At 68.5% G+C, this 15578-nt stretch carries 13 protein-coding genes and 2 pseudogenes; 5 read left to right on the forward strand and 10 right to left on the reverse strand.

Annotated elements, in window-relative coordinates; all coding sequences use genetic code 11:
- Positions 1 to 294 precede the first annotated feature (294 nt).
- On the reverse strand, positions 295 to 660 hold the full coding sequence (locus BMZ82_RS12925) for an arsenate reductase family protein (protein ID WP_093775061.1): 366 nt from the start codon (positions 658 to 660) through the stop codon (positions 295 to 297).
- A gap of 143 nt (positions 661 to 803) precedes the next feature.
- Between BMZ82_RS12925 and BMZ82_RS12930 the strand changes: the two genes are divergently transcribed.
- Complete coding sequence (locus BMZ82_RS12930) at positions 804 to 1124, forward strand: hypothetical protein (RefSeq protein ID WP_093775007.1); 321 nt, start codon at positions 804 to 806, stop codon at positions 1122 to 1124.
- Between the two features lie 82 nt (positions 1125 to 1206).
- On the opposite strand, the gene BMZ82_RS12935 is transcribed toward BMZ82_RS12930, so the two are convergent.
- Positions 1207 to 2418 (reverse strand): winged helix DNA-binding domain-containing protein, encoded by a 1212-nt coding sequence (locus BMZ82_RS12935; protein ID WP_093775009.1) that lies wholly within the window; start codon positions 2416 to 2418, stop codon positions 1207 to 1209.
- Between the two features lie 202 nt (positions 2419 to 2620).
- On the opposite strand from BMZ82_RS12935, the gene BMZ82_RS12940 reads away from it, so the two are divergent.
- Positions 2621 to 3994, forward strand: coding sequence for a DUF2252 domain-containing protein (locus tag BMZ82_RS12940; protein ID WP_093775011.1), 1374 nt, complete (start codon positions 2621 to 2623; stop codon positions 3992 to 3994).
- Positions 3995 to 4011: 17 nt separating this feature from the next.
- Here the strand turns inward: BMZ82_RS12940 and BMZ82_RS12945 are convergent, their stop codons facing one another.
- The 6 genes from BMZ82_RS12945 to BMZ82_RS12970 all read right to left on the reverse strand — a co-directional run bounded on the left by BMZ82_RS12945 (position 4012) and on the right by BMZ82_RS12970 (position 11407).
- Entirely contained in the window at positions 4012 to 4776 is a 765-nt protein-coding gene (locus tag BMZ82_RS12945; protein WP_093775013.1) for an alpha/beta hydrolase, read from the reverse strand.
- 43 nt (positions 4777 to 4819) lie between these two features.
- Positions 4820 to 5437 carry a PspA-associated protein PspAB gene (locus BMZ82_RS12950; protein WP_093775015.1) on the reverse strand — a complete coding sequence of 206 codons (618 nt, stop codon included), beginning with the start codon at positions 5435 to 5437 and terminating at the stop codon, positions 4820 to 4822.
- Positions 5438 to 5444: 7 nt separating this feature from the next.
- Positions 5445 to 6365 carry a zinc metalloprotease HtpX gene (htpX, locus tag BMZ82_RS12955; protein ID WP_093775063.1) on the reverse strand — a complete coding sequence of 307 codons (921 nt, stop codon included), beginning with the start codon at positions 6363 to 6365 and terminating at the stop codon, positions 5445 to 5447.
- A 101-nt stretch (positions 6366 to 6466) separates the two neighbouring features.
- Positions 6467 to 9109: a phosphorylase family protein gene (locus BMZ82_RS12960; protein ID WP_177244471.1), complete on the reverse strand. Its 2643-nt coding sequence runs from the start codon at positions 9107 to 9109 to the stop codon at positions 6467 to 6469.
- Positions 9110 to 9266: 157 nt separating this feature from the next.
- On the reverse strand, positions 9267 to 9524 hold the full coding sequence (locus BMZ82_RS12965; protein WP_093775019.1) for an SCO2583/SCO2584 N-terminal domain-containing protein: 258 nt from the start codon (positions 9522 to 9524) through the stop codon (positions 9267 to 9269).
- Positions 9525 to 10144: 620 nt separating this feature from the next.
- A complete protein-coding gene (locus BMZ82_RS12970) occupies positions 10145 to 11407 on the reverse strand; it encodes a DNA sulfur modification protein DndB (protein ID WP_093775021.1) in 1263 nt (420 codons plus the stop codon).
- A gap of 992 nt (positions 11408 to 12399) precedes the next feature.
- On the opposite strand from BMZ82_RS12970, the gene BMZ82_RS41750 reads away from it, so the two are divergent.
- The 3 genes from BMZ82_RS41750 (at position 12400) to BMZ82_RS12985 (ending at position 14926) form a co-directional block, all read left to right on the forward strand.
- Positions 12400 to 12849, forward strand: coding sequence for a hypothetical protein (locus BMZ82_RS41750; RefSeq protein ID WP_256251880.1), 450 nt, complete (start codon positions 12400 to 12402; stop codon positions 12847 to 12849).
- 107 nt (positions 12850 to 12956) lie between these two features.
- Entirely contained in the window at positions 12957 to 14060 is a 1104-nt protein-coding gene (locus BMZ82_RS40205; RefSeq protein ID WP_143098850.1) for a hypothetical protein, read from the forward strand.
- Positions 14061 to 14108: 48 nt separating this feature from the next.
- Positions 14109 to 14926 (forward strand): IS5 family transposase gene (locus tag BMZ82_RS12985; RefSeq protein ID WP_093775025.1). Its coding sequence is split into 2 segments (ribosomal slippage): positions 14109 to 14451 and positions 14451 to 14926, totalling 819 coding nucleotides; the frame shifts between segments, so codons are not numbered across the junction.
- Positions 14927 to 14960: 34 nt separating this feature from the next.
- On the opposite strand, the pseudogene BMZ82_RS12990 reads toward BMZ82_RS12985, so the two are convergent.
- Together BMZ82_RS12990 and BMZ82_RS41755 are read right to left on the reverse strand one after the other, a co-directional pair.
- A pseudogene (locus BMZ82_RS12990) lies at positions 14961 to 15134 on the reverse strand (IS5/IS1182 family transposase); the annotation flags it as partial.
- Between the two features lie 58 nt (positions 15135 to 15192).
- A pseudogene (locus tag BMZ82_RS41755) lies at positions 15193 to 15274 on the reverse strand (transposase); the annotation flags it as partial.
- Between the last annotated feature and the right edge of the window lie 304 nt (positions 15275 to 15578).

Here is a 15578-nt window from a genome sequence, read left to right on the forward strand (position 1 = left end):
GGGCCACTTCCTTCGGGGGTGTGTCTGACGCACTTGCGGGTGCTGCGGCGCTGCGGCACTGGGGCGCCACCTGTTTGCCCGGAAGTTTGTCAACAGGCGATTTCCCGATCATTGCTCAAATGTGAACCCCGTGTTACCTGGTGGTTCTGTGGCGGGACTCACCGCGTGAGGACACCGACCCGGCCGGAAGTTGCGGTTCGCCGTCGCGGCGGGGCGATCGGCGGCGGTCGCCGACCGTCTCGTATGCGATGGGGTTGAGGCGCGGACCTCGTCCAGCGGGACAGGCCTTCCCGGTCACGGCCGGCGGGACAGGGCGTCGCGTACGGCCTCGTCCGTGCGGGCCACCAGCGCGGTGCCGTCCTCGGCGGTGATGATCGGGCGCTGGATGAGCTTGGGGTGCGCGGCGAGCGCGGTGATCCAGCGTCCACGCGAGTCCGCGTCCCGCGCCCAGTCCTTCAGGCCGAGTTCCTTCGCGTCGGCCTCCTGGGCGCGGATGATGTCCCAGGGTTCCAGGCCGAGGCGGTCGAGTACGTCCCTGATCTCGTCCTCGCTCGGTACGTCCTCCAGGTAGCGGCGGACGGTGTAGTCGGCGCCCTCGGCGTCGAGGAGGGTGAGGGCGCCGCGGCACTTGGAACAGGCGGGGTTGATCCAGATCTCCATGGCGTACACGGTAGCGTTCGAAGACGCCGAAAGCCCCTGTGATCAGGGGCTTTTGTCAGTGGTGGGCGGTAGAATAGAAGCAGTGTTCGAGGGTCCGCCGGAGGGGTTCCGGGTCGGACCCTGTCCGCGACAGGAGGATGCCCGTGCCCGCTGCCGCACTGAAGCAGAAGCCGTTGCCGATACCGACCCAGTCCACCGCCAAGCGTCCCGTCCAGCTCGATCTGCCCTATGTGCCCGTCGAGAAGCGGCCGTTGCCGCCCGGGCGACCGCGCGACTGGTACGTCATGCACAACCGTCGCCTCAAGGCCATGCGCCTGACGATCGCCCTGCTCGACCTGGGGGTGTACATGCCGAACCAGGCCCGCAACGAGAAGATCCGCAGCACGGCCCAGTTGATCGGCGTCCACCCGCCGTCGGACACGACGTGCCACATGGTGCGCGCGCTGCTGCGTTACTCGCGGTGAGCCGGACGCCGGGCGCCGTCGTCAGTGACGGCGCCCGGCGCTCCCGCGCGACAAGCCACACCACTCACCGCACTCGCACCACTCACCCCGCCAACTCCTTCTCCACCGGCGTCCGGAACCTCGGGGTCACCCGGGTCGCCCCCAGCCACGCCCCCAACCGCTCGGCCTGCGCCCCGATCGCCGCCTTGGCCTCGCTCCCCACACCTTCCGCCCCCTCCGAATCCTTCGCGTCCGCCCCGTCCAGGATCCGCCACACGACCTCCCCGTCGGACCGCTGGGCCCAACTCCCCACCACCCGCCCGTCCCACCACACCGTCGGCCCCACATTGCCGCTGTAGTCGAACAGGGCGGGCCGCAGCTCCGGGGCCAGATACCAGTCCCGGCCCTGCCAGCCCATCGCGGTCGGGTCGAGGCCGGGCAGCAGGGCCGCCCACGGTTCCCCGGCGCCGGCCACCGGCTCCTCGTCCCCCTCGACGACGTACCCCGTGCCCTCGTCCAGCGTCACCGCCCGCGCCCCGATCGCGGTCAGCGCCCGGCGGACGTCCGTCACCCGCCAGCCCGTCCACCACTTGAGGTCCGCCTCGGTGGCCGGGCCGCACGCCGTCAGCCAGTGCCGCAGCAGCTCCGACTGGGCGTCCGCCGTGGGCAGTTCGCGGTGCGCGGGGGCGACGGCCCAACGGAACTGGCTCGACGTCCACGAGCCCAGCGGGCGGCCCCGGACCACCTTGCCCTCCACCCCCAGCACCCGCAGCAGCCGCGTCACGACGGTGTGGACGCCCTCGTACTTCTTCCCCGCCGCGTACACGAACTGCTCCCGCAGGCGCGGCTCCTCGCGGGACAGCTCGGCCGCCGTGGCCTGGCCGAGCCGGGCCAGGGCGGCCAGCGCCGACACCTCGACCTCCGCCAGCCAGGCCGCGTCCGGGGCGCCGGCCTTCGCCATGTCCTTCACCAGGTTGGCCCGCTCCCGCGCGGCCACCGCGAGACCGGTCGAGGCGTGTACGACGGCCGTCAGCTCCGTCGGGAACACGAAGACCGTGTGCCGCATGCCGTGCATCCGCACCATGCTGCGATCCGTGTACAGCGCCCGGTCGGTCTCCGGGACGGTCGCCGCCGGGTCGGCGAGGCGGGCGCCGACCGCCAGATACACCGTCGCCGGGTCGCTGCCGTGCAGGGCGACGAGCGCGTCGGCCACCGCCTCCGGCGTCGCGACCCGCGCCCGCGGGGCCAGCCGGTGCCGCAGCGCCAGCCGCGCCCGCCGCTCCGCCACCCCGATGTACCGCAGCCCGTCACCCATCCCGGCCTCCACCCGTCGTCGTCCCTCTTCGCATCCTGCCCGACGCCACTGACAATCGGGCCCGCCGCCGCCCGCACCGCACCGTCACCCGTTCGCCGGACCCGGCATGCGGACGCCCCCGTCTTGGCCTTCACTGCGAACAGGAAGCCGGAGGGGCCGGGCCGGGCGGACGGGAGGCAGCCGTGGTGCGCAGGAGACACCGATGACCGCCACCACCGCCGCCGACCGGGCCCGGCGCGGCAAGGACGCCCGTAAACGCGTCGCCCGTTCCGCCCACACCGCCTGGCTGCCGCCCGTCGACCGGCCCGACCCCGTCGCCGTACTGGAACGGCAGGGCCGCGACCGGCTGCCCGAACTGCTGCCGATCCGCTACGGGCGGATGGCCGCCTCGCCCTTCGCCTTCCTGCGCGGCTCGGCCGCCGTCATGGCCGCCGACCTGGCGTCCCAGCCGCACACCGGCCTGACCGTCCAACTCTGCGGCGACGCCCACCTGCTCAACTTCGGGGTGTACGCCTCCCCGGAACGGGCCCTGCTCTTCGACCTCAACGACTTCGACGAGACGTTCCCCGGCCCCTTCGAGTGGGACGTCAAACGGCTCGCCGCCTCCGTCGCCGTGGCCGCCCGCGAGAACGGACACCCCGAGCCCAAGGTGCACCGCGCCACCCTGGAGGCCGTCGCCGCCTACCGCACCGGCATGCGACGGCTGTCCCGGCTCGGCGAACTCGCCGTCTGGTACGAGTGCATCGACGTCGAGCGCCTGCTGCCCCTGCTGCGCTCAGCCCGCCACCGCGGACGCGTCGAGGCCAGCCTCACCCGGGCCCGCCGCCGCACCAGCCTCCAGGCCGTCGGCAAGCTCACCGAGACGGTCGACGGACGCCGCCGGATCGTCCACGACCCGCCGCTGCTCGAACCGGCCGGCGCGTCCGACGGCGCCGCCCTGCGCAAGATCTTCAGCGACTACCGCTCCACCCTCGCCGAGGAGCGCCGCGTCCTGCTGGACCGCTACCGCTTCGTCGACGCCGCCCGCAAGGTCGTCGGCGTCGGCAGCGTCGGCACCCGCTGCTTCATCGTGCTGCTCGCCGGGCGCGACACCGACGATCCGCTGTTCCTACAGATCAAGGAGGCCCGCGCGTCCGTCCTCGAGGAACACCTCCCGAACGGCACCTACGGCACCTACGGCCCGCACAGTTCTTACGGCCATCCCGGCCACCGGGTCGTCGCCGGGCAGCGGCTGCTCCAGGCCGCCGGCGACATCTTCCTGGGCTGGATGACCGGGCCGCAGGGCCGCGCCTTCTACTGGCGTCAGCTACGGGACATGAAGGGCTCCGCCGACGTCGCCGGCATGTCCCCGGCCGACCTTCTGGCGTACGCCCGGCTGTGCGGCACCGCGCTGGCCCGCGCCCACGCCCGCTCCGGCGACCGCGTCGCCATCGCCGGCTACCTCGGCGGCGCCGACACCTTCGAACGCGCCGTCGCCGACTTCGCCCTCGCCTACGCCGACCGCACCGCCGCCGACCACGCGGCCCTGTGCGCGGCGATCGCGGCGGGGGTGGTGAAGGCCGCGCCGGGCGTGTGACAGCCGGGGGTCCGAGATCAACTCCGTTCCGGCAGCGGGGACTTCGACAGGGCCGCCAGCACCGTCGTCACGAACTTCCGTCGGTCGTCGGCGTGGTCGTGAAACCACTCGCCCAACCGGTGCCCCGCGTCGGGCAGTTCGAGCCTCGTGTACCGGGCGCGGGCACCCAGCGCGCCGTGGACGGACTCGGTCACCGCCGCCGGGATCACCGTGTCGGTGCCCGGCACGGCCAGCACCGCATCGCCCTCGTACGCCCGCAGCACGTCGAGCGCGGGCGCCCCCTGCCAGCTCCCCGGCCTGCGGATGATCGCGCTGAACTCCCCGTCCCCGTCCCCGAACGGGACCTCCCACGCCTCGGTGGCGTACACGGCGGGCGAGCACAGGCCCAGGGCGGTCACCCGGTCGCCGTAGTGCGCGACGAGGTCGGCCACCGTCTGCCCGCTCATGCTGAACCCGACGAGCACCAGCGGACCGTCCGCCGGAACGTGCGCGTCGATCACGGAGACCGCCTGCCCGAACCGCCGGCGCAAGCTCAACTCCCCGAGCGCACCGCTGCTTTCACCATGCCCGGAGAAGTCGAAGGCGAGGACCCGGCAGCCGTGGCCCGTGAACTCCCGGACTACCGGCAGCAGTCGCTCATGACTGCCGTTCCCCGCCCCGTGCAACAGGACGACGGTGGCACCGCCCAGCCCGCTGCCGACACCGACACCGTCGCCACCGCCGTGGACGCCGCTGAGTCGTTCACCGTCGCACGCGTGCGTGAAGGAGATCAGTTCGCTCATGCGACGAGGGTATGCCTCCAGGTGGGAGCGTCGCAGGGCCGGTTCAGAGGCCGGGGGCGCCCCAGACCGGGAACCAGCGGCTCAGGTCCTGTTCGATCCGCAGGTCGTTCGCCAGGGTGGCCTTCACCTGTAGCTCCAGCGGGTTGTCGCGCCGCTGTCCACCACCGGGCAGCGGCGCGAACGGGTAGAACGAACCCCGCTTGTACAGGTACACGAGCGCCAGCCGACGCCCGCTCCCGTCGGCCCCGCTCTCCGCCCCGCCCGTCCCCGTCTCCTCGAATCCGGCGAGGGAGCAGAGCAGTTGGGGGCCGAAGCCGTTGACCTCCATCGCGCTGTTCACCGCGTGCAGGTCGTTGACCAGGAGCGACAGTTGGTCGGGGGTGCGTTGCGAGACCAGCCAGGAGTAGCCGTAGCCGTCGCGTAGGAGCCGTACCGGGGGACCGGTGCGGTCGGTGTCCGCGTCGAGGAGCGCCTGGACCTCCCGGTGCGTCTGGTCGAAGGCCGAGCCCTCGACGGTCGCGAAGCACACCGCTCCCTGCCCGGTCGGGACGAACCCGGCCGCCGCCTCCAGCGTCACCGCCGCCGACGGCAGCGCGAACAACTGGTCGAGGTCGGGCACGACCGGTTTCGTCCGGCCGAGCAGGATGTCCAACAGCCCCATGTGTGCCTCAGCTCGCCTTTCCAGGAGTGGCCGCCTCGCCCAGCTCGGCGGAGATCCGCCCGAGCTGTTCGAGCCGCTGCTCCAGACTCGGGTGGGTGGAGAAGTACCGTTCGATGCCCGGCTCGCGGCCGGTCGCCGGGGTGAAATAGAAGGCGTTGAACGCCTGGGCCGTCCGCAGGTCCTTCGTCGGGATGCGGGCGATGTCGCCGGACACCTTCGTCAGCGCGGCGGCCAGCGCCGAGGGGCGGCCGGTCAGATGCGCCGCCGCCCGGTCCGCCGCCAGCTCCCGGTACCGCGACAGCGCCCGGATGAGGAGGAAGCTCAGCGCGTACACGGCCGCCGAGACGCCCATCACGACGGCGAAGACGAACGCGGTGTTCTGGTCGCGGCGCCCGCCGCCGAAGAGCTGCGAGTAGAACGCGAACCGCACGATCAGCCCCGCGATCACGCCCAGGAACGACGCGACCGTGATCACGGCCACGTCCTTGTGCGCCACGTGCGACAGCTCGTGCGCGAGCACGCCCTCCAGCTCGGCCGGCTCCAGCCGCCGCAGCAGCCCGGTCGTCACGCACACCACCGCGTGCTCGGGATTGCGCCCGGTCGCGAACGCGTTGGGCATGTCCATGTCGGACACGGCGACGATGGGCTTGGGCATGTCGGACAGGGCGCACAGCCGGTCCACGACGGCGTGCAGCTCGGGATACTCGGCGCGCTCCACGACCCGCCCGCGCATCGCGAACATCGCGATCCGGTCGGAGAACCAGAACTGCGCGACGAACATGATCGCCATGAGCACGACGACCAGCACCCACGACTTCAACAACACGATCAACGCGACGACGAACGCCACGTACAGAAATCCGAGCAGGAACAAGGTGACCGTCATCCGCACGGTCAGACCCCGGTCGCTCCGGAAACGGCTCTGCATCTGCATCACCCCGCAGTCAGGCACTCGCCCCACCGCCCATTGTGCGCCCGCGCCGCCCATGGACAGCCCGAGATCGCCCCTGCGGGAAGTAAAGGAACAGGTTAGAAATTGGAGATCACGCTGGTGATGACCTGCTCGATCGTCTCCGCCTTCTTGGCGTCGTAGGCCTGGCCGCCGCTGGCGTCCGCGATCTCCTCGAGCACGCTGCGGCCGTCGGTGTCGTCCTCGTCCGCCTTGCTCCCGTACGCGATGGTGAAGACCCGGATCTGGGGCCGGGCCGGGTCCTTGATCCGCTTCAGCAGCTCGGCCTTGGTGAGGCTGTCGCCGTCCTCGTTGTGGCCGTCGGTGAGCAGCACGATCGCGTTGATGGCCCGGGGGTCGTAGTCGTCGCGCATGGCCGTGGTCGCGGCGTCGAGCGTGTCGTAGAGACCGGTCGCGCCGTCCGCGTCCAGGCCCGCGACGTTGGCGGACAGCAGGGCGGCGCGGGTGCCGCCGGGCAGCTTCTGGTCGTACCGGCCGAGCGGCACCAGTTCCTTGTAGTCGTGGCCGCCGCCGAGGACATAGGCGTCGGAGAACTTCCACAGACCGACCCGGTCGCTGCCGGTGAACTCGTGGAACAGGTTGGCCTCGGCCTGCTTCAGGCGCGCCATCTTGGTGTCGCCGGTGCCCGGGATCACGTCGTTCATCGACTCCGAGGTGTCGATGACGATGCGGACGTTCGCCCGTCGGCGCAGCGTGGGCCAGACCTCCAGCAGCTCCTGGAGGACGGCGCCCTCGGGCATCGGCATACGGGTGAACGACGCCTCGGGCAGGACCCCGTTGGCCTCGGTGAGCAGCGCGGACTTCGCGGGGATCCTGCCCTCGTGGGTGCGGAACCCGTAGGGGGCGAACCGCTTGCCGTAGACGTCGGGGCTCTGGAGGTACCGCAGGAAGTCGTCGGCGACCGCCTTCTTGGCGGCGCTCATCCCGGTCAGCTCGATGTACGGGTGCTCGGAGAACGGCACGCCGTCCTTCGGGTAGAACGCGACCAACGGGGTGTCCGGCGGGGTCGTCCTCGCACAGCCGTCCGCCGTGCTGAGCGCGCCGCAGGGGTAGCCCGCGTTGTAGGCCGCCACCGTGTTCTCCTCCAGCGTGACGGCGGAGATGTACGACATCGCCTTCTGCGGGCTGGTGCGGTCCGCCTCGCGGAGATGCGAGAGGAAGGTAAGCGTGGTGTCGCCGTAGTGGACCGCGGCCTGCTCGATGCTCTTGACGAACTCCTGGTTGCCGCCGTCGTCGATGTGCCGGACGGCCAGCTCGCCGCTGGTGCCCGTCTTGGCGTAGAAGGCCGCGACGGTCGCGTTGAGCCCGGACGTGGAGTACCACGGGTTGGTCTTGCCGAGCCTGAAGGGACCCCACTCCGGCTTCTTGTGCCCCGCCCAGAAGCCGTCGGCGCTCTTCGTCCACTCGGCGAGCTGACTCCAGGTGAACCGCCGCTCGGGCCAGTCCAGCGCCTCGGCCATCGGCTTCGGCATGGCGATGGTCAACGGGCTCTGCACGATCGATTCGGCCTGTTTGGGGAACAGCCGCGCGTTCTTCCCCTTCGCGCCGGCCCTGGCCAGCGACAGCCACGAGCTGCCGGCCGGCGCCCACACGTCCGGCTTCGCCCCGTCGGACTCGCGCCAGCCCGCGACCAGGGCGCGCATCCCGTCACCCGAGTTCTTGTCCTCGACCTCGACGCGCAGGCACGTTCCGCCCGCGGCCCGGTCGCCGTAGTCCTTGGCCGCCCGCCGCATGGACTCCGACTTGTCGACGGAGGCGGCGATGACGAGCGGCGCGGGCTCCGCGTGATCACAGGCCGGCAGAGCGGGCGCGACGGGCCCGGACAGCGGCGTGGGGTCGTCGCCGCCGGTCCCACCCCCGTCGCCCCCGCACGAGTGGACGACGATCCCGAGGGCCACCACCGCGGCGGTCAGCGGCAACCAGACCTTCGCCCGGCGCTTCCAGACGCCCTTCCTCTCCGGTGGCTGTGGCGGTTTCGGCGGCACCGGGTGCGTGCCGGTGCTCTCGGGCTGGTGCTGCAACAGCACCGCGACGGCCACCTCGGCCGCGTGGGCGGCGGCCCGCTGCTGGCCGCCCTCGGCGTCGGCCGCGCCCTTCTCCCCGTCCGCACGGTCGCTGATCCCACGGATCACGAGAGCTTCCGTACGGTGGCGCTGCGCTGCCTTGCAGAAGCCGAAACCCTCCATCTCCAGGGCCGCCGCGTCCTGATAGGTGCTGTTGAGCAGCCTGCGCAGATCACCCGACTTGGTGTCGAGCACGACGTCACCGGAGGCGATCGGCTTGAAGTGGCACGTGCTGCGGACGTCCGCGTAGAGCGCCGTCTGCCACAGGGCGAGCGAGGTGTCCACGGCGTCGGGCCGGGCGCCGCTGCCCTCCGCCGACACCTTGGCACCGTGGATCTCGTACACCTTGGTGGCGACGATGACGTCCCCCGGCGGGATGTCGTCCTTGAGGCTGCCCGCGATCCCGACCAGGAGCGCGACGTCCGGCCGCAGGACCTCCAGGAGACCGTGCGTGCCCAGCGCGGCGACCACGTTCGTCACGCCCACCTGGGCCAGATGCACGGTCCACGAGGCGTAGACGCCGTCGAGCTCGAAGGTCTGCACCACGGTGGCGTTGACTCTCCGCTGCCCCGTGGGCCGGGCGTTCTGAGACCGGAGACGGTCCAGCAGCGGGGAGAACTCCACGGGAAGCGCTGTCACGACGACAGCGGTACGCGAAGGACGGACTGTTGTCACCGGACCAACCGTTCTTGTGCTGACCTGGACACCGACGGTGAGCGAGAAGGGGCACAAAAGTAGCACCGCACAGCCCAACAGCCCTGGCAGTAAGCCGGATTGCCCCCTGTTCGAATACGGTCTAATACGGTGCCCGGAACCGCAGGTACCCCAGCAGCAGAACCACGGCGACCACGCATCCCAAAACGAGCGCCGTCGACGCCCACGAAGACCGGCGTGGCGCCACCGGCCCGGGGTCACCCCGGAACGGCACCGGCTGGGGCGGGTTCTCCTTCCACCGGGCGGCCAGCATCCGCGCCCGTGCGGAGGGCTCCTTGTGCGCCGCCTCGGCCGCCCACCTGAAGTCGAACTCCCGCTCCGTATCGCCCTGTTCAGCCATCCCCGTATCTCCCCCGTCACCCGTTCTCGAACAGCAGTGCCAGAAACCATACGACGACGCCCCCGCCCTGAGAAACAGAGCGGGGGCGTCGGACGATCCACGCGTGCGGCACGCGCGGTCCGATCATACGTCGAAGAGGTGAAGGGGCGGCCCCTGGCCTACGGCCACGTAATCGATCAACGCTGCGACCTGCGGTTTAGTTGTCGGCGGTTGTCAGCGTTGGTCGTAGTTGAGGACCCCCGCACGGCTCAGAGGCGGCCCGAGCGGGGGTGTCGTGGTGTGCCCCCTCGATGCGAACTACGGTCGGGGAGGTTGCTGAGGTCGTCTGGACTGGTCACGCGGATGTTAGAGGCCCGGAGCAGTGACCTGTGGTCGTCATAGTTGCTGTACTTCGTTGCCGTACGAGCCCCCACGCCTCGCCGCGCCTAGCACTGCGCAGCCAGCGATCCCTGCCCGGCCTACGCGATACCTCGGGGTCCTACCGACCCGAGTCAAGCCGCCGGGCGCCTATTCGCAGGGTGCCGACCGACACCGCGGGTTTCGGACGCAGGCGGCCAGGCGAACGCTGCCGTTGGCATCACGCGAGCCGTCGATTGGCAGGCCGGACAATCGACCGAGCCTCAGCCCACGCGCTCTGAGATGAAGGTCTCTTGCGTGGGCTGAGGGACGGTCGAGCTCTTGCGGCGGACGGGAACGCCAATCGCCTCCATGACCTTGTCGGCTGCGATCCGTCCGGGAGACCTGGTAGTGGTGATCTTGTCTCCAGTGATGATGTTCCCCTGCCAGATCGGCGCGTTTCGGCGCCAGTCAATCTTGGTGGCGAGGTCGACGTATCGATCCTCCCGCCACTCCGGGTCCATGTTCTTCTCGATCTCGAAGGCCACGTGCCCGATGATGACCAGTCCGGTGGCGGTCATGTTGATGTAGTGCTTGCGGAAGTCCACCACCTGGTTGGCCGGCCCCCCGCTCGTGGGCAAGTCGGCGACGGAGCGCCAGGGGTCCATGTTCCGAGTAAGGATGTCGAGCATCGCCAGGGTCCTGCTGACGAAGGCGTCCTGCTTCTCTGTGGTTCCGATGGACTGGAGGCTGCGGGCCGGGATGCTCGCCTCGCTGAGCGCGTAGTCCTGGAACAAGAGCTCCTTGACCAGCCCGCGCACCTGGTTGAGCAGGAAGATTGCTGAGGAGAGCTTCGACAGGCTCTTGGAGGTTTCGTCGATGCGCCCTGCGAATAGGGCAGCTCCATCCACGATCTTCGTGAGGACACGGTTCAGGGGCTCACGCGTGTTGTAGGCGGCCAGAAGGCTGGCCGGGATCTGCTTGGTCTGCGCCGCGTCGGCGAAGTCCTGGTGGATCCGGGCAACGTCAGGCTCCGCGACGATGACGACGGAGATGCTGTCGCTCAGGAAGGGGGAGTCCGTGTCAATGAGGCTGTCGCTGCGCTTTGCGATGGCGGCGAGCCTGTGCTGGCCGTCGGTGACGGAGAACTTGGTCTCGTCGCCGATGACGACGAAGCCGGCCGTCATAGCGAAGTTGCCCCGGGGGATGTGGATGGCGGGGATAGTGCGGACGTTCAGAGTGACCGGTGGAAGGATGTAATCCTTCTCGTTATCGGTCAGGTACTTGGTGATGGACCTGACGTGGTTGGCGTCAATCGGGCGGTTGGTGGCCATACGCGGGTTGCCGCCCTTGACCGCAGCGTCGGCGACCACGTGCTTGACGAGGAATGCATACGAGAAGGCGGTTGTGAGCATGAGGCGCCCTCCCTGCTGGAAGACGACGCAGGTGAAGACTCGTCCGCCCGACGCCGTAGCAGCCTCGCTCGCGGCTACCTGGGCGGCCGTCAGAGAGTCGTGCTGAGTCAGTCCTAGTTGTGCGAAGAGCACGGAATCCCCTTGCGTATAGGCTGAGCTGAGTGAGCCTCAGAAAACTATGATGCATCGACGTAATACGTCAACTTTTCCACGTGAAACGCGCCTCGATAAACGTTTCAATGATGGGCGCCTTGCGATTCTGGCCATCTCGGACCGATTGTGATCGAACTATGCTGCCGTTTCGTCGCAGGACACCCGGCCATCCGGCCCGCCCCGGACCGCACTCGTAAACGGCGCCTTCTCCATCCCAGTGCCTGAGCGCCCCCCCGCAGGAGGCATGCACACTTACCGTGATGCACTCCTGTTCCCCGGCGTCTGCATAATCTGCGGCGAAGGACCTGAGGGGCACCGGGTCAGACGATCCGCATCGCTGGCCGAACCGCTAGGAAGTCTCTGGCCACAGCTTCACGAGCACAGGACCCCGGGTCGCATCTGGTGGAACGTCAGAGCAGGCTAGTGGCTTGGCCGGTGTGCCCGACCCTCGCTGGAACTCCGTTACAGAGTGCTATGCGCTACCTGGCGGTAGCTATACGAGCACACCCCCGACGACGATGGGGCGGATCAAGAAACAGCGTGCCGAGCGGGACGCACGCCGTCAGTCTGTGGCACGGCCAGCGGTGACCCCGCTGTTTCCGCGGGCCGAGATGGAGCGCGTCCTGCGCGCCCCGGGGACCGGGTGGTGGACACCGGGCTGATGGAGCGGGGGCACGGAGCCGAAGTGTCAATTCACCCCGGACGGCGAGGTGCTGTCGGTCGCGGTCGGCAAGAGTCGGCAGGTGCTGGCCAACGGTGAGCGGCTCACCCCGTCGGTGGCCGAGCGGCTGAGGATGGAGATGCCGCTGCTGGCCGGGATGGTCATCCTTCTACGAGGACACCCCGCTCGCTGGCCGCGGCCTGGATGGTGCACCCGAAGACGGCGTGATGCCTCTGCCAACCGCACCCGCCCCGGAACTGATGCCTCCGCTGGAGGATAGGCACTGGCCGATGCCCAGGTTGCCACCGGAGTGCTCGTTCGCCAGGGCAAGGTCTCCGAGCCGGTAGGCGCGATGGTCATCCCGGCCAGGCACGGCGTGTTGTTCGCGGTCGGCGGCCGGGACGGCGAACTGTACGTCAACGGCCGCGGACCCACCCAGCAGTGGACCGACGACCTGCGGGCCGAGGTGCCGGACCTGGCCTCGGACGTCGATCCTCTCCAGGCCATGCGCGCGCAGTGGCTGGACTCCCCGCCCGAGGGCCGCACGCTGACGCTGGCCGGCGGCTGCACCGAGCCGAACTGCACACCCCGCACTGGCAGCGTATTGACGAAGACCAGCGTCGTGTGGAGGAGATGGAGCGCGAGGAGGGATAGTTCCTGCTGGTCACGGCGGTTGCTGCTCTTGCCGAAGAAGAGAGGGCTCTCCAAGCTGGGATACACGACACCTCAGCATGTGGGCCCACCAGTCCCGAGGCCGTAGGCGGTGCGGCCACGTCCGCCAGCGCGGGTCGCCCGCGACGCGCGCGTGCACGGAGACGGTGAGACGATAAATGCACGTCCCCACTCGTACGACTGCGGAGGGTTGTCATGCCACTCACCGCGAATGCGCCGGTACTAGTCGTATCCCGCGTTACGGCTCCCGCCATTATCCATTGGGACTACCCGTTCGATGTCTTCTTGTACGAGAGCCAGCGCAACATCAACCAGCCAGACGCCTACTCCCGGATGCTCATCCTGAGCGGTCGAAAAGGAAAATACACCAAAGATCTCGCCCCCGGTTCGGTGTACACAGTTCTGGCTCTTGACCATGTCGCCGACGCGAACGAGGCTCCACATGTCATGGAAAGGGAGGCGATCGATAAGGTTACCGTTCTCGCCGTGCGGGGGATGGCATCACTAATCACAGATACCAGCGAGAGGGTGGGCGGAACTTTCTACCGAAACAAAGTCGCCACTTCGGTTAACACCCACGCTCTGCTGCAAATCGGTTTGCCCGGAAGCATAGTTATCGGAGGGGCCGGATTCAAATTCTTTCCAAATCCGCTGCTGACTGTACCGTCATTCGTGTCTCTCTTGCACCACCAGTTGACTACCGACAAAATTACCGATATGGATCAGAGGGCACGTTTGGATGCCCTGACCCTTGGGGGCACCGCTCTGATCACTGTCATGGATGTGGATGGCAAGTGGGAACAGCGAGAACTGCCTTACCAGCTACTGCTGCAAAAACTCACGATCCACTTCGAGACGGTGGACCCCCAGGGGCTCGGCAATATGCCTTGGTTCGAGTCAAGTGCCGATATCCGTTTCCGCTTCGAGGTGTGGGATTACATCAAGCATACTAAGTCCCTCTTGAAGGCTTGGGTATTCTTCAACCAGAACACCACACTAACCCCCTTCAACGTTTCCGACTTCGTCTTCGACGCAGAGTGGATGGTAGGGCCTCGACTGGCCAACGTCGGCACAGCAAGTCTCCTCCTAAGCGTCCGACAATTCGATGACCCTCCCTTTGAAGACGAATTCGCCACGAGTCTCCACAAGTTTGTGGAGGTGCAACCCGGCGAGTACACAGAAGCCGATCCACTCACACTTGTAGTCCGCGCTGCTCAAGAGCCTGACCCGCTCGACCCGGAGAATGAACTCGACATCGACGCATACGTGACGGTCGACGTGGAGTACATCCGGCCTTAGACGATGTCTCACGTGGCTGTGTCGTGGGGTGCGGCATCATTGCTCTTTGTGGGTGCTGATCTTTCGCAGCGGCTGGTTCCTGACGGGTTATGGGATCTGGTCGCGCCGTTGCTGCCGTCGTTCACGCCGCGCCGCCAGGGTGGCGGTACGTCGCCGCTGGACGAGCGGGCGGTGTTCACTGCCGTGGTGTACGTGCTGACCAGCGGGTGTGCGTGGCGTCATCTGCCGCCGACATTCGGGGTCTCGCCGGCCACCGCGCACCGCCGGTTCACCGCCTGGACGAAGGCGGGCCTGTGGCGGCGACTGCACCGGGCCGTACTGGACGAGCTCGGTGCGCGCGGCGAGCTGGACTGGACGTCGGTGATCGTCGATGCCGCCTCGGTGCGGGCGAAAAGGGGGGTTCGCTGACCGGTCCGAACCCGGTCGAACGCGGCAAATCCGGCAGCAAGCTGCACGTGCTGTCCGAGGCCCAGGGCATCCCTCTGGCGGTCGGTGTGTCCGGCGCCAACACGCACGACAGCCTGGCCCTCAAGCCTCTCGTGAAGGCGATACCGGACGTACGGTCCCGGCGCGGACCGCGCTGCAGGCGCCCCGGCAAGCTCCGCGCCGATAAGGCCTACCACTCCGCCGACACCCTGTCCTGGCTGCGCAAACGCGGAATCATCGCTCGTATCGCCCGCCCGGGCATCGAGTCCTCCGAACGGCTCGGACGCCACCGCTGGAAGATCGAGCGGTCGATCTCCTGGCTCTTCGGCTACCGCCGCCTCACCGTCCGGTACGAGCGCAAAGGCAGCCACTTCCTCGCCTTCCTCGGCCTCGCCGCCACGCTCACCTGCTACAAGAAACCCGCCAAACTCACCACGTGAGACATCATCTTAGAGGTCGTTTAATCCCGGTGTTTTATCCCGGAATTTGCTGTTTGGTCTGCGGTGTCGGGTCGCGCCAGGAGATGGTGTTCTCGCCGGTGAGGCGGCGGGCCATGAGGTCGGTCATGGCGATGTGTATCACGGCTTCGGCGCGGGTGGGCAGGGCCTCGTAGTCGCGGGCCAGTCGACGGTGCAGCATGAGCCAGCCAGGCCCCGGTTCTTGAGGGCGGTCAGCAGCAGGTCGAGCGCCTTCTTCTCCATCCCGTGGTCGGCCAGTCGCGTGCGGAACTCGGACAGCACCGACGTGTCGAACCCGGGATCATCCAGCTCCAGGCCGAGCGCGTATTTAGGTCCATGCCGTACCGCACCCTCCCGAGCGCTACACCGGCCGAAACGTCGTCGAGCGCTGCTTCAACCGACTCAAACAGTTCCGCGCGATCGCCAGCCGCTACGCCAAACGCGTCACCTATTACCGCTCAGAAATCATCATCGCCGCCATCGTGTTATGGCGGCGTGCCGACCTACGGGACAGCGCTTAAGGGCTGTCCCGTAAATGATCTAGTGTCCTGAGTCGTTAATTCGTGTGCAGTATGCGGCGAGGGTGTCGAGGATGTCGTCGGCGGTCTTCGTCCAGACGAACGGCTTGGGGTTC

This window comes from Streptomyces sp. yr375, assembly GCF_900110755.1.
Classification (GTDB): domain Bacteria; phylum Actinomycetota; class Actinomycetes; order Streptomycetales; family Streptomycetaceae; genus Streptomyces.

What these genes read in the sequence shown, in the direction of transcription:
- BMZ82_RS12925 (WP_093775061.1), bottom strand. Translation starts at nt 660, where the DNA reads ATGGAGATCTGGATCAACCCCGCCTGTTCCAAGTGCCGCGGCGCCCTC.
- BMZ82_RS12945 (WP_093775013.1), bottom strand. Translation starts at nt 4,776, where the DNA reads ATGAGCGAACTGATCTCCTTCACGCACGCGTGCGACGGTGAACGACTC.
- htpX (WP_093775063.1), bottom strand. Translation starts at nt 6,365, where the DNA reads ATGCAGAGCCGTTTCCGGAGCGACCGGGGTCTGACCGTGCGGATGACG.
- BMZ82_RS40205 (WP_143098850.1), top strand. Translation starts at nt 12,957, where the DNA reads ATGCCACTCACCGCGAATGCGCCGGTACTAGTCGTATCCCGCGTTACG.
- BMZ82_RS12935 (WP_093775009.1), bottom strand. Translation starts at nt 2,418, where the DNA reads ATGGGTGACGGGCTGCGGTACATCGGGGTGGCGGAGCGGCGGGCGCGG.
- BMZ82_RS12950 (WP_093775015.1), bottom strand. Translation starts at nt 5,437, where the DNA reads ATGGGGCTGTTGGACATCCTGCTCGGCCGGACGAAACCGGTCGTGCCC.
- BMZ82_RS12965 (WP_093775019.1), bottom strand. Translation starts at nt 9,524, where the DNA reads ATGGCTGAACAGGGCGATACGGAGCGGGAGTTCGACTTCAGGTGGGCG.
- BMZ82_RS12940 (WP_093775011.1), top strand. Translation starts at nt 2,621, where the DNA reads ATGACCGCCACCACCGCCGCCGACCGGGCCCGGCGCGGCAAGGACGCC.